This window comes from Glaciecola sp. 2405UD65-10, assembly GCF_048820975.1.
GTDB lineage: Bacteria > Pseudomonadota > Gammaproteobacteria > Enterobacterales > Alteromonadaceae > Glaciecola.
Window position 1 is genome coordinate 17,249 of sequence record NZ_JBMEUF010000002.1, and the last position, 13,220, is coordinate 30,468.

Annotated in this window: 11 protein-coding genes; 8 read left to right on the forward strand and 3 right to left on the reverse strand. The window is 41.6% G+C overall.

What is annotated here, in order from left to right; all coding sequences use genetic code 11:
• Positions 1-15 precede the first annotated feature (15 nt).
• Complete coding sequence (locus ACOI22_RS12160; RefSeq protein WP_420672386.1) at positions 16-642, reverse strand: tetratricopeptide repeat protein; 627 nt, start codon at positions 640-642, stop codon at positions 16-18.
• A 215-nt stretch (positions 643-857) separates the two neighbouring features.
• Between ACOI22_RS12160 and ubiD the strand changes: the two genes are divergently transcribed.
• From ubiD to ACOI22_RS12185, 5 genes are all read left to right on the forward strand, one after another.
• The gene (gene ubiD / locus ACOI22_RS12165; RefSeq protein WP_420672387.1) at positions 858-2,327 is read left to right on the forward strand and encodes a 4-hydroxy-3-polyprenylbenzoate decarboxylase; all 1,470 of its coding nucleotides are present in this window, start codon (positions 858-860) and stop codon (positions 2,325-2,327) included.
• 48 nt (positions 2,328-2,375) lie between these two features.
• Positions 2,376-3,071, forward strand: coding sequence for an NAD(P)H-flavin reductase (gene fre / locus ACOI22_RS12170; RefSeq protein WP_420672388.1), 696 nt, complete (start codon positions 2,376-2,378; stop codon positions 3,069-3,071).
• A 58-nt stretch (positions 3,072-3,129) separates the two neighbouring features.
• A complete protein-coding gene (locus tag ACOI22_RS12175) occupies positions 3,130-4,542 on the forward strand; it encodes a M28 family metallopeptidase (protein WP_420672389.1) in 1,413 nt (470 codons plus the stop codon).
• A gap of 54 nt (positions 4,543-4,596) precedes the next feature.
• A complete protein-coding gene (locus tag ACOI22_RS12180) occupies positions 4,597-5,397 on the forward strand; it encodes a substrate-binding periplasmic protein (protein WP_420672390.1) in 801 nt (266 codons plus the stop codon).
• A 96-nt stretch (positions 5,398-5,493) separates the two neighbouring features.
• Entirely contained in the window at positions 5,494-5,964 is a 471-nt protein-coding gene (locus ACOI22_RS12185; RefSeq protein WP_420672391.1) for a thioredoxin family protein, read from the forward strand.
• 33 nt (positions 5,965-5,997) lie between these two features.
• On the opposite strand, the gene ACOI22_RS12190 is transcribed toward ACOI22_RS12185, so the two are convergent.
• On the reverse strand, positions 5,998-6,873 hold the full coding sequence (locus ACOI22_RS12190) for a BadF/BadG/BcrA/BcrD ATPase family protein (RefSeq protein WP_420672392.1): 876 nt from the start codon (positions 6,871-6,873) through the stop codon (positions 5,998-6,000).
• Positions 6,873-7,982 carry an alanine racemase gene (alr, locus tag ACOI22_RS12195; protein ID WP_420672393.1) on the reverse strand — a complete coding sequence of 370 codons (1,110 nt, stop codon included), beginning with the start codon at positions 7,980-7,982 and terminating at the stop codon, positions 6,873-6,875. Before alr ends, ACOI22_RS12190 begins: the two co-directional genes overlap by 1 nt.
• A 179-nt stretch (positions 7,983-8,161) precedes the next feature.
• On the opposite strand from alr, the gene ACOI22_RS12200 reads away from it, so the two are divergent.
• The 3 genes from ACOI22_RS12200 (at position 8,162) to pbp4b (ending at position 13,181) form a co-directional block, all read left to right on the forward strand.
• On the forward strand, positions 8,162-9,739 hold the full coding sequence (locus ACOI22_RS12200) for a sodium:solute symporter (protein WP_420672394.1): 1,578 nt from the start codon (positions 8,162-8,164) through the stop codon (positions 9,737-9,739).
• On the forward strand, positions 9,736-10,665 hold the full coding sequence (gene murQ / locus ACOI22_RS12205) for an N-acetylmuramic acid 6-phosphate etherase (protein ID WP_420672395.1): 930 nt from the start codon (positions 9,736-9,738) through the stop codon (positions 10,663-10,665). Before ACOI22_RS12200 ends, murQ begins: the two co-directional genes overlap by 4 nt.
• 77 nt (positions 10,666-10,742) lie before the next feature.
• Positions 10,743-13,181: a penicillin binding protein PBP4B gene (gene pbp4b, locus ACOI22_RS12210; RefSeq protein ID WP_420672396.1), complete on the forward strand. Its 2,439-nt coding sequence runs from the start codon at positions 10,743-10,745 to the stop codon at positions 13,179-13,181.
• Positions 13,182-13,220: the final 39 nt, after the last annotated feature.

Sequence of the window (13,220 nt, forward strand, 5' to 3'; positions counted from 1 at the left end):
ATATTGAAGAGTTGCTTAATCTACCAATGGTTTTCGTGCATTGCGAACCGCACGAGGATGCATTAGAGATTCTAATTCCCCCATATAAATCGCAATTTTTTGATGCATGTTTTTGTCACTTGAAATGGCGTTGTACAGCCAGTGATATAGATCTTCAAAATCATACGGGCTGCCGTAACCATCTATAAATAATTCAGCAAGCTGAAGCTGCGCCTTTAAGTTTCCAAGTGCTGAAGCTTCGCGCAGGTACATCACGGCTCGTTTTTTGTCTTGTTGTACTAATTTCCCAGTAGCGTGATAGCGACCAAGTTGTTCAAGTGCCGCTGGCAATCCTTGATTTGCCGCTTGGCGCATGTAAAAAATACCCTGTACAGCGTTGCTTTCAACGCAAACTCCCCAAGCTAGCATATCTCCCCAAAGGAACTGGTAAGCTGGTATGCGCATGATGTCGGCGCGCGCTTCAATATCTTGTACTAATTGGCAGCGGTCTTCGACTACTCGCTCAAGATGCTGATTATTGTTGATCATCCTAATCAATTCGTCTTGCGAATAGAGTTGAACAGCCTCAAGTTCCTGCGCTTTAATATGCAAAGACGGTAGTATTGAGCAAAGAAAAACGAAGAATAATCCGTAATATCTCATGGTTGCCTAGCCTTATAGTTTGGTATATCGAAGAATAATTTCTATAAAGATATCGGCTATGAGAATATTTTATTGAGACCTGATTATATTTGTTTGTCAGAATCAAGTGCTAGGAATTATCTATCAAGTTAATCTCAATCAGCGATTTTACTGTATGATAGTATTCATAGAATAACAGTATTGATCACCCTCTTTTATAAGGTTCGCTCACACATATGAAGTACAACGACCTGCGCGATTTTATTGCTCAACTTGAAAAAATGGGACAGCTAAAACGTGTGTCACAAGAAATTGACACCGATTTAGAGATGACAGAAATTGCAGATAGAACCCTGAGAGCTGGGGGACCTGCAATTTTGTTCGAAAACCCTAAAGGGCATAGTATGCCGGTGCTAGCTAATTTATTTGGCACACCAGAGCGCGTTGCTTTAGGTATGGGGCAACCTTCGGTATCGGCTTTGCGTGAGGTTGGCAAATTATTAGCATTTTTAAAAGAACCTGAGCCGCCAAAAGGCTTAAAAGACTTGATGAGTAAAATACCTGTGTTTAAGCAGGTTTTAAACATGCCCGCTAAGGTAGTAAAACGAGCTGTTTGCCAACAGAACGTTATTGAGGGTGATGACGTAGACTTAAGCAAGCTGCCTATTCAGCGTTGTTGGCCCGGTGATGCAGCCCCTCTTATTACGTGGGGGTTAACAGTGACTAAAGGCCCACACAAGAAACGCCAAAATTTAGGTATTTATCGACAGCAAGTCATAGGTAAAAATAAAATCATTATGCGTTGGTTATCACATCGCGGTGGCGCACTTGATTTTCGAGAGTGGTGTCAGACCAACCCTGGCGAACCTTATCCGGTTTCAGTTGCCTTAGGAGCCGACCCTGCTACCATATTAGGTGCAGTTACTCCGGTGCCTGATACGCTATCGGAATATGCCTTTGCTGGTTTGTTACGTGGTGATAAAACCGAGGTGGTCAAGTCTATATCAAATGATTTACAAGTACCTGCAAGTGCTGAAATTATATTAGAAGGTTATATTGCACAGGATGAAATGGCACCAGAAGGTCCATACGGTGACCATACGGGGTATTACAATGAAGTTGATGACTTCCCCGTTATGACGGTTACCCATATCACGCATCGTGATAATCCTATTTATCATTCAACTTACACTGGCCGCCCACCTGATGAACCCGCTATTTTAGGCGTTGCGTTAAACGAAGTATTTGTGCCTATTTTACAAAAACAATTCCCTGAAATAGTCGATTTTTATTTACCGCCTGAAGGTTGCTCATACCGCATGGCAGTAGTCACTATGAAGAAACAATATCCTGGCCATGCTAAGCGCGTGATGATGGGAGTTTGGTCGTTCTTACGCCAATTTATGTACACAAAATTTGTGATAGTATGTGATGATGATGTAAATGCCCGTGATTGGAACGACGTTATTTGGGCTATAACGACACGAATGGATCCCGCACGTGACACAACGCTAATCGAAAATACGCCTATAGATTATTTAGATTTCGCTTCACCAGTTTCTGGCTTAGGTTCCAAAATGGGCCTGGATGCGACAAATAAAATGCCTGGTGAAACAGACCGTGAATGGGGAACTCCTATTGTAATGGATGAGGACGTTGTGAAAAAAGTAGATGATATTTGGGACGAATTAGGCCTACTTAAATAGCCAATGTAATATTACAAAATTAAACAAATAAGCACTTTTAGGATAATAATGACAAGCGTAGACACCAAAGTAGTTAGTATAGACTCACTTACCCCATATGTATTAAAAATAGTGCTTGATGCCGGAACCCCTGTAGCTTTTAAAGCGGGCCAATATTTACAAGTAGTAATGGGTGAAAAAGATAAACGCCCGTTTTCTATTGCAAATATGCCTGGAGATGATGGCTTAATTGAGCTACATGTTGGCGCAACGCCTGAAAACCCTTACGCATATGAAGTTGTGCAAAAAGCTAAAACTGAATCAGTATTGAAAGTTGAACTTGGATTAGGTGAAGCATACCTAAGGGAAAGCGACATGCCACTTATATTGATTGCAGGCGGCACAGGATACTCGTATACCAAATCCATTTTATTCGCATGTTTGCAGCACCAAGCTACACGTAAAGTTCACTTATATTGGGGAGCGAAATCCTCGGCCGATTTGTATGAAGCAGATATCCTTAGCCAACTAGCACGCGTACATGAAAACTTTTCATTTACCCCAGTTATTGAAAACTCTGAAAGTGAATGGATGGGCAAAAAAGGCCTAGTACATGAAGTACTTTTAGCTGAAATGTCAGATTTTAGCGCAGTTGAAGTGTATGTTGCAGGACGATTCGAAATGGCCGCGGTTGTGAGAGATGCATTAACACCACTTGGTTTACCCAAAGGACAATTGTTTGGCGACGCTTTTGCGTTTATTTAAAGTCTAAATGCGAGCCTGTAGAGTATAAAAACAAAAATATAAAAAGGTATAAATAGCAATGTTGACAGTAAAAGTAGCAAACAAAGCTTCTAAACTAATTGGTGCGTCAGTGCTAGCTTGGGGCGCTTTAGGCGCGGTGAGTTTCGCTCAGGATGAGAGCCAAGCGCAGTCATCTTCGCAAATGTCACATTTACATGACATTGCACAGCAAGTATCCCCCACTCGCATTGAACAAGATATTCAAACATTAGTGAACTTTGGTACTCGCCATACGTTGTCTGAAACTGAATCTGATACCCGCGGTATTGGTGCGGCTCGGCGCTGGATTAAATCAGAATTTGATAAAATTTCAGCCCAGTGCTCAGGATGCCTTGAGGTGTTTTATCAAACAGAAGTTATATCAGGTGAAAAACGTATTCCCAATGCTACCGAAGTGGTGAGTGTGATTGCTATTCAAAAAGGGACAAGTGATCCTAATAGATACGTTTTAATGAGCGGTGATATAGATTCACGCGTAACTGACGTAATGGATTTCACTTCTGACTCACCTGGTGCAAATGATAACGCTTCTGGTGTTGCAGGTACCTTAGAGGCAGCTAGAGTGTTAAGCAAGCACAAGTTTCATGGCAGTATTGTTTACGCTGCGTTAGCTGGAGAAGAGCAAGGCTTATTTGGCGGGCGCATACTAGCTGAATATGCTAAAGCTCAAAATTGGCAACTAAAAGCAGTATTAAACAATGACATGATTGGTAATATTGAAGGTGTAAATGGCGTTATAAACAACACCACTGCCCGTATATTTGCAGAAGGCACCCGCCAAATGGAAACAAGCGAGGAAGCGAGTTGGCGAAGATTTACTGGCGGTGAAGTTGACTCCCCCAGTCGAAACTTAGCACGCTATATTGACAAAATTGCCGACAACTACATCGAAAATCTCGACACAATGGTAATTTATCGGCTCGACCGTTTTCGTCGAGGCGGTCACCACCGCCCATTTAATGATTTAGGTTTTGCAGGTGTTCGTATTATGGAAACCAACGAAAACTATAATCGCCAGCATCAAGATTTACGCACTGAAAATGGTGTTGAGTATGGTGACACAATTGACGGTGTTGATTTTGACTATGCCGCTAAGCTCACCGCACTTAACGCGGTTTCGTTAGCAAGCATGAGCTGGGCACCTAAACCTCCTACCGATGTAAGTATAAGTGGTGCGGTTCAACCTTCTACTACACTTAAGTGGCTTGCTCTTGATGCTGACGAAAATCCGCAGCTAGCGGGCTACAAAATCTACTGGCGCTACACCGATGCTCCGCAGTGGCAATACAGCAGATACGTGGGCAATGTAAATGAATTTACACTGAAAAATGTTGTTATAGACAACTACTTTTTCGGCGTTGCTAGTGTAAGCAAATCAGGTATTGAAAGCCCTGTAGTGTTCCCAGGTCCAGCGGGTTCATTTAACCCATAATTCGCAATTTGGTGTGTCAACTAACAACAATGAATGTTAATTAAGAGGCTATAAATGAATCGAGCAGTTACCGTGATTTACAATTACTGCGTAATAGCAATTGTTTTATTAGGTGTTAGTAACATTACACATGCACAAACGAAACCAATTAGCTTAGCGGGTAATAAAGTCGCCAGCCTTATTGACGGGCCGGAGTCACCTGCACTTGCTATAGATATTGTTAAGGCAGTATTTAAAAGCCAAGATGTGACAGTTCAAGCGACCACGCAGGCATGGTTAGGTAGTGGCTTACGCAGTGGCAAATATATTGGCTTTATTGACCATTATTCTCTAAATGAGCCTAAAAATGGATATGTATATTCAAAGCCTTATTTGCAATTAAACCTGCACATAGCAGGGCGTGAAGCCAACGTGGTAAATATTACTCGCTTAGATAAAATTTATCGCCAACGCTTAGGGGTCGAAAACAGATTTGCCAACACCGATATGTTGCGCACTGAGCGCTCAGTTAGCTGGGCTAGGTCGCCTAGCTTTATTAGCAATATTCAGCAGCTTGCAGAGCAACGTGTTCGCTATATTATTGCTGATAAATACATGCTTGATGAATTTAACAAGCTGCTTATTGCAAATGGTGAAGCGCCACTGTACCTATCAGGCGCCTCTATTTATTCACCGTCACTGAGTGTCGCGTTGAGAAATGATGCTGACAATGCAAATACACTTATTGAGCAGTTTGATGCAAATTTAAGTGCTATGAAAGAAAGCGGCGAATATAGCAAATTGGTATCACTCGCAAGCGAACAACCCTCGGTTTTGGATGAAGCCTTGTACGCTGAAATTATTAGAAAATGGTAGCGTAAGCTAACAATAATAAATTGCGCATTGCTGAAATATTTTGTCATAACTCGAGGTCTAGTAAGATAAGGATCTTACAAAGAATTATCGGATAAAATGAACAAGTTGATTAAAAATGTTATTGCCATTGCTGCCATTGTGGCCATTGTTTTTTTTACAAACAAAGGCGTACAAAGCTATTTAGGTGAACAAGCTCTAGAGGATTTAGCCTTTGAGGTACATGAGTTTGATGCAGCAATGGAACTGGCTGAAAGTGAAGGAAAACTCGTCTTGGCTGACTATTCCGCTATTTGGTGCCCTAGTTGCCGTAAATTGGATAAAGAAGTCTTCGCCAACCCTGATGTAGCTAACTACATAAAGAATAATTATGTGTTTACTAGAGTAGATCACGATACTGCAAGCGGCGCTGAATTTGCGAGAAAGTATGCTGTAGTAGGATTTCCTCGGGTTTTGATTCTTAATGCCAAAGGTGACAAGCTAAGCGAGCTCCCCTTGAGCTTTGAATCAACGCAGTATAAGGCCAACTTAAGCAAAGCTTTTCATGCTTTCAGTTCTCGTAGTTATTAGTTGCTACACTCGAAAAATTCAGATTGTGCTAGTTCAAGAATACTGAGCTTTGGCTAAGCAGAATGCGCCATATCTGGCATTTTGCTTAGCCTCAAACATTGTTTTGTTTAACGCCTTTTGAAGCCTTTCCTTATAAATAAACGCTATGCCACCACCCAAGAATACCGGCAAATCAAATGCTTTTTGGGTGAGTATTTCCTGTAAATAGACACTACCTTCTTGAAGCCATGCGGCGACTTGCTTGCTAGATTCGGCATTCGCCAGTATACGAGGAGTTAAGCTCGCGAATTGTTTTGGACTTGCTTTCCCCCATTCAGTAATGACTTGATTAGTATCTGCTCCTAGCACGTCAAACATGCTTTCAAATAACGAAGCCTCGTTACTAATTCTGCCCACTGACAAGTCAAGCGCATGTAAATACCAGCGAATGGCTTTTTGCCCTAACCATGCGCCTGAAGCAGTATCGCCTAATAAAAAACCTTGCCCGCCATACTGCTGCATTTCTTTATGGCGATATTCTGCAACGCAAGAGCCCGTACCTAAGACCACAAAAGCACAATCTTCTCCCTCATTTGCGCCATAACATGCGGTTTCTAAATCAGTGAAAAGAAACGTGCGGTAGAATGAATGCTGCCAAGCAGTAAACCTCGCTTGTACACTTTCTATACCAGCTCCCGCGGCACCAATACTCACAATACAATCACTAGGCTTTATTTTGTTCTCAAGCGCTAGGCTGTGCGATAAAAGCCCTGTAATTCCTTGTTCAATTGACTGCATTGCCCCGGTGAAGTGGGTAAACAGATTACTTGATCCTGTTTGAACTTGCGCCATTTCATTACCCTTTTGGTCAAAAAGGCTTGCGCTACATTTGCTACCACCGGCATCAATCCCAATTATCCATTGCCGCATTATTTGTTTCCCTTGTTTTCAGGCGAGCCTGGATAAATATAATGCCGCGGTATTCGTTTAGAGACTCTTGTCATCAGTTCATAACCAATTGTTCCAATGTGTTCAGCCACATCGTTAATGGCAAGCTTATTTCCCCACAACTCAACAAGATCACCAATTTGAGGATCGTCTAAGCCACTTACATCGAAAGTCAGCATATCCATTGACACTCTGCCAACTAGAGGAATTATTTGATTGTTACACCAAGCTGGCGTGCCGGTAGGTGCATGCCTTGGGTAGCCATCTCCATAGCCTATCGCTACAGTAGCGATCACTGATTCTTTTGGTGCACGCCATGTACCGCCATACCCTACCGTATCGCCTTTTGGGATAGTACGAAGCGCTATAATCTGGGAGTGCAAACTCATTACGGGTGTTAGCTCAATAGGATTATCTGCAGCTTCAAACGGCGTAGAACCATACATAGCAATGCCTAAACGTACATAATTTTTATGCGCATGAGGAAAGCGAATACTGGTAGCAGAATTGGCAATACAAAGAGGGAATTCAGTTTTTTCTATCGCTTTTAAGAAAGATGCGATTTGCATGTTAACGTGGCTTTGATCAGGTTCATCTGACCTCGCTAAATGAGTAACGATAGCTGAATTTTCGTCAATTATGTCGCCATAATCATCAATTACGCGATTAAAATCGTTAATTGGAAAACCTAAGCGATGCATACCCGTATCAAATTTGATCCAAGCGCAGGGGGGCATTTTCGATCTTGAAAGGTACTCTCTGTATGCATCAAGTTGCCAATACGAATGCATTATCCATATAAATTGGTTATTTTCACCCTGGTCAAAATCATCTGCATGGTGAGCACCTTGAAGAATAAGTATAGTTTTATTAATACCGGCATTTCTTAGCGCTAAGGCTTCATCTAAAAATGCTACGGCAAGTAGGTCAACCTTATCTTCAAGAAGCTTTGCGACTTCAACAGCACCATTGCCATAAGCATCTGCTTTAACAACGGCAATTATTTTTGCGCCATTAGTCAAGGCAATGAGTTTTTGCAAATTGCTCTGTACAGATGATAAATTAATAATGGCATGGCTCGAACGGCTCAAAGTATCAATTCCTTTGGTATTTTATGGCATAAGTGTATGCTAGAAAAAACGCATTTTCACCTATATCGCTATAAATAATTGCGTCTAAGTCGTAAACTATATCGTGATTCTAATAATATGACACAATAACAATAAAAAGGTATGTTGTATGAAGCTTTTACGTAACACTCTGAGAACGTATGATTGATCAATTCTCATTTCTTGATTGGTCTTTTTTTGCCGCTTATTTACTGATACTTGTTGTTTCGGGGTTTTGGTTTAATACCAAGTCGCAATCAAGTAAAGATTACTTTTTGGCAGGTAATCAAATGCCTATTTGGTTAGTGGGTATTTCCGTATTGGCTACCTCGCAATCTGCTGCAACATTTTTGGGCGGCCCAGACCAAGGCTATAGAGGTGACCTAAGCTACCTAGCAACTAATTTAGCCGGATTTATAGCCGCTATATTTGTAGCTTATTTTTTGATGCCTAAGTTTTATAAGCAAAAAGTATTTACGGTTTATGAGTTATTAGAGCAACGATTTGGTGAACGTGCAAAATATCAAGCCGGAACGGTTTATTTAATTGGTCGCTTGTTCGCAAGTGGAGCAAGGCTATATATGGCGGCAATTGCAGTAGCCATGATCTTATTTGGAGACATACAAGCCAATCATGTTTTACTGTCAATAGCGCTAATTGCTAGCATTGGATTTGCTTATACTATGTACGGTGGCATTAAAAGCGTTATCTACAGTGATGCCATCCAAGCTTTAGTTTATATTTCGGCAGCTTTATTAGTACTAGGCTATTTACTCACCAGTATCCCTGCTGATTTATCCCAAATTGTAGCCACCTTGCAATCACCCGGAAATGACCAAGCATCCAAGCTTACCCTCTTTAACTTTGACTTAGACTTTACTGGCGCAGGAGTATTTAGCTTTTGGTCAGTGGTTACTGGTTTTGTACTACTTAATATAGCTGCATTTGGCCTAGATCAAGACGTTACCCAGCGTATGCTTACCTGCAAAGATGCAAAAAGTGCCAGTAAGGCACTGCTCAGCTCCATAATTATGGGAATTCCTGTAGTACTTATATTCGTGTGCATAGGTTTACTGTTGTATGTGTATTATCAACATCCTGAATTGATGCACAATGGCCTTGATGGCGCCCCTATTCCGGAGTTTTCTGGGCAAACTGTGACTATTTTTATGTACTATGTACTCACTGACTTACCAAATGGCATTAAAGCTATTGTAACCATTGGCATTATTGCGGCGGCTTTATCAACACTTAACTCGGGCTTAAATAGTATGTCATCAGTAGCGGTACAAGATTTATACCGTGGATTTTACTGCGGTATTATTAAGAAGCAGGAAGCAACAGAGCAGCAACTTATTATTGCTGGGCGAATAAGTATGGGGCTAGTGGCTATTTTATTAAGCGCAATGGCAGGTTTATGTTATTACTGGCAGCAGTATACCGATACACCCTTACTCGCCTTTGCCTTAAGTGTTATGGTTTTTTCCTATAGCGGCTTGCTTGGCGTCTATTTTACTGCTTTATTTACGAAACGAGGTTCACCCACTTCAATTGTTTGCGCGTTGTTAGTAGGCTTTAGTATTCCCGTGCTTATGCAGCCTTATATACAAACTTTGTATTTAGCTGAATCTATGCAGTTTGATCTTAATTTTTCATATCAATTACTAATTGCAACGACCGTGGCAACCTTAATTTGTTTAATGGGCAATACTAAAATACAGAGTGAGCAAACTACATGAGCAACACAAAACAGCTTCTTCAGCAGTTAGACACCATGGTATCTGAGGGGCGAAATCCAAACACAATGCGTTTAGATACTTTAAGTAATCATGAACTGCTGGCATGTATTAATAGTGAAGATCAAAAAGTGGCTGGCGCTGTTAGAGATGCCATTCCAAGTATTGCAGAGGCTTTAAAGTTTGCGCTAGAAAGCCTACAAACAGGTGGGCGCTTAATTTATATAGGCGCAGGCACAAGCGGCAGATTAGGTGTGTTGGATGCAGTTGAATGCCGCCCTACTTTTTCTGTGCCAGATGATTTAGTCATAGGTATCATTGCAGGGGGTGAAAGCGCACTTACCAACGCGGTTGAGGGAGCGGAAGATAACAGTGAACAAGGCAAGAATGACTTAACAGATATTGGCTTGTCATCTAAAGATACCCTTGTAGGTATTGCGGCTAGTGGCCGCACACCATATGTAATTGGCGCATTAAACTACGCGAATTCTATAGGCTGTAATACAGTGAGCGTGGTATGTAACCCCAACTCACCTATGTTAAGCCTTGCTAAAACCGGAATTTGTGCACACGTAGGGCCTGAATGTTTAAGCGGTTCAACTCGCATGAAATCAGGTACTGCACAAAAACTCATATTAAACATGCTGAGTACCGCAGTTATGGTTAAACTTGGTAAAGTGTATGAGAATCTAATGGTTGACGTAAACGCCACTAATGAAAAATTGCACGCGCGTGCTATTAGAATAGTAATGCAGGCAACTCAGTGCGAAATGGACGATGCCAAACTTGCTTTGGAAAAAGCCAACAATAGCGCTAAACTGGCTATTTTGATGCTCTTAACGGGGCAAGAAGCCTCACAAGCCAGCAAACTGCTTGAAGGTCAAAACGGCCATTTACGCCAAGCACTTAATCAAAGTAACGATTCTTAAACCAAATAAAAGAGTTTCAAGCCCCTATGCAATTTTTAACTATGCCCTGTAAATTTATAAGCTTCACGGTTTGGGCAATGCTTGTATCTAGCTGTGCTATAGATAACGGCCAAATAGAAACAGTTGATCTAAAATCACAAAACTCTAGCTATCGCGTAAAATCCTTAGTGATGCACTTTACGGCTGTAGATTATCAAAAGTCTGTATCTTACTTGGTGAATGAAGGGGGAGGCGTAAGCTCCCACTATCTCATCCCCATGAAAAATGACGCTACTTATCCCTATAACGATATTAAAGTATATAAATTAGTAGATGAGACCGAGCGCGCTTGGCATGCTGGCGTGAGTTATTGGCAAGGCCGTAGCGGCTTAAATGACTCATCTATTGGCATAGAAATAGTTAATGTGCCCGAATGCACAGAGCAAGACGTTCCGCTAGGTTTCATAAAACCTAAACCCAGCTGCATCTACCCGCATTTTGAAGATGCGCAAATTGACGCGCTGATTCAGCTGAGTCAGGAAATTTTAGCGCGTAATCCTGATATAACACCTACGGCTGTAGTTGGGCACTCTGATATAGCCCCCTCACGTAAGCACGATCCTGGTCCTAAATTCCCGTGGTATAAGCTTTATCAAGCCGGAATTGGTGCTTGGTTTGACATAGATACAGTGGCTAAATATCAAAAAATATTTAGCCAACAACAAGCCAACATTGGCCTTATACAGAAGGCCTTGCGTATTTACGGTTACGGCATTACGCAAACGGGAGTGTTTGATCAACAAACACAAGACACATTGGGTGCGTTTCAAATGCACTTTCTTCCCACAAATGTGAATTATCAAGCCGACACGAATACAGTAGCAACCTTATTCGCCTTACTCGAAAAATATTATGAATTAGCATCAGTAGAGCTATTACAAGAGTTTTACGATGCCGGCTCTGATTCAGTGAGTGCATCGCGCAATCATCATCAGCAGTTAAGTATGTTGTTCGCTTTTGAAGGTTCAAAAGCTAAGGACCATGCGGTTGTACGCTCACAATTTGTAGCCCAAAAGGGCAGCGGCACTCTTCGCCTCTCAAGTAAGCAAATTATTGACGCAAACATATATGTTAACGGCCATTTATTAAGTCTTACCGATGCTTGGGGCACAAGCGAAAATAACCGTGCAAGGCCTGCGGAATACGCTATTGCAAGATACACGCGAAACGGTGTTAACAGTTTAAAAATAGACCAAGTTAAAACCGCAAGCGCTAGCCAAGATGACCTACCATTTATTGAAGTAAGCATCCCGTACCCAATCTTAAAAGCGCCATCAAAAATTACCCAGCAATACGACTTCAGCGCCCTAGACTCTTTAATTGAACGCGATGTAGCAAATGGATTCCCAGGCGCCAGTATTATTGTTATTCATAAAGGCAAAATAATTAAACGCAGTGCTTATGGTTACGCAAGCAAATATAGCGCTGGCGGCACTTTGCTAGCCTACCCACAGAAAATGTCAGAAAACACTTTATTTGATTTAGGAGCTAACACCAAAGTATTTGCTACCACTATTGCTATAATGAAGCTAATAGACGAAGGTAAATTATCGTTATACGCACCCATTAGTGCTTACTTAAAAGAATATAATGGAGATGGCAGGAGCACTCGCACAATTGCAGATTTACTTTCCCACGCATCTGGCTATAGTAACGACCTAGCCTTATTCAGTGACAAAAATGCCTTAGGCGAGGGGTTTTTCACCCAAGAGCGCGAACTTACGCAAAAGCTATTGCTAAATAACCTCCCCTTTAGTGCGTCAAGACGAAGTGACCAAGCTTATTCTGATACTAACTTTATGATTTTAGGTTTGTTAATTGAGCGCATAAGCCATATGCCTTTAGACAGCTACCTTGAAAACAAAATATACAAACCATTAAAATTAAATAACACCTTGTTTAAGCCTTTGGACAAAGGCCGTTTACCCATAGAGTTCGCCGCCAGTGAAATTTTTGGTGATACTCGAAACGGTGAACTTTCTTTCCCGAATATTCGAGAAAACGTGCTGCAAGGAGAAGTGAGTGATGAAACTGCGTATTACTCTATGCAGGGCGTATCAGGCCATGCGGGTTTATTTTCAAACATAGATGAACTAGCAGTTTTAGCGCAGCTGTTCTTAAATGGCGGTGGATACAATGATACACAGGTTTTTTCGCCCTATACACTGATGCGATTTGTGCACCCTGAATTTGTTAAAGACTCAATAGGTTTAGGCTGGCGCTTAGCGTCTGACGAAACAAAGTGGCATTTTGGTGCTTATGCAAGTGCGGGAGCATACGGGCATACTGGGGAAACCGGTACCGCAAGTGTCATAGACCCAAACTTAGATTTAGCCATTATTTATTTGAGTAACAAAAATCATTCATTACCCACTGAAAATGGCACATTCGCGGCTGATAGTTACCAGAGCGCCGACTACGAAACGATTATGAATTTAGTATATGAAACGGTTTTAGCGAATACCACTGAGCAATAAGCGCGAGTTAATATGTTTTTACACAATAAGCAGTATCAT

What these genes read in the sequence shown, in the direction of transcription:
- ACOI22_RS12180 (WP_420672390.1), top strand. Translation starts at nt 4,597, where the DNA reads ATGAATCGAGCAGTTACCGTGATTTACAATTACTGCGTAATAGCAATT.
- ACOI22_RS12175 (WP_420672389.1), top strand. Translation starts at nt 3,130, where the DNA reads ATGTTGACAGTAAAAGTAGCAAACAAAGCTTCTAAACTAATTGGTGCG.
- murQ (WP_420672395.1), top strand. Translation starts at nt 9,736, where the DNA reads ATGAGCAACACAAAACAGCTTCTTCAGCAGTTAGACACCATGGTATCT.
- ubiD (WP_420672387.1), top strand. Translation starts at nt 858, where the DNA reads ATGAAGTACAACGACCTGCGCGATTTTATTGCTCAACTTGAAAAAATG.
- ACOI22_RS12200 (WP_420672394.1), top strand. Translation starts at nt 8,162, where the DNA reads ATGATTGATCAATTCTCATTTCTTGATTGGTCTTTTTTTGCCGCTTAT.
- ACOI22_RS12185 (WP_420672391.1), top strand. Translation starts at nt 5,494, where the DNA reads ATGAACAAGTTGATTAAAAATGTTATTGCCATTGCTGCCATTGTGGCC.
- ACOI22_RS12160 (WP_420672386.1), bottom strand. Translation starts at nt 642, where the DNA reads ATGAGATATTACGGATTATTCTTCGTTTTTCTTTGCTCAATACTACCG.
- ACOI22_RS12190 (WP_420672392.1), bottom strand. Translation starts at nt 6,873, where the DNA reads ATGCGGCAATGGATAATTGGGATTGATGCCGGTGGTAGCAAATGTAGC.
- fre (WP_420672388.1), top strand. Translation starts at nt 2,376, where the DNA reads ATGACAAGCGTAGACACCAAAGTAGTTAGTATAGACTCACTTACCCCA.
- pbp4b (WP_420672396.1), top strand. Translation starts at nt 10,743, where the DNA reads ATGCTTGTATCTAGCTGTGCTATAGATAACGGCCAAATAGAAACAGTT.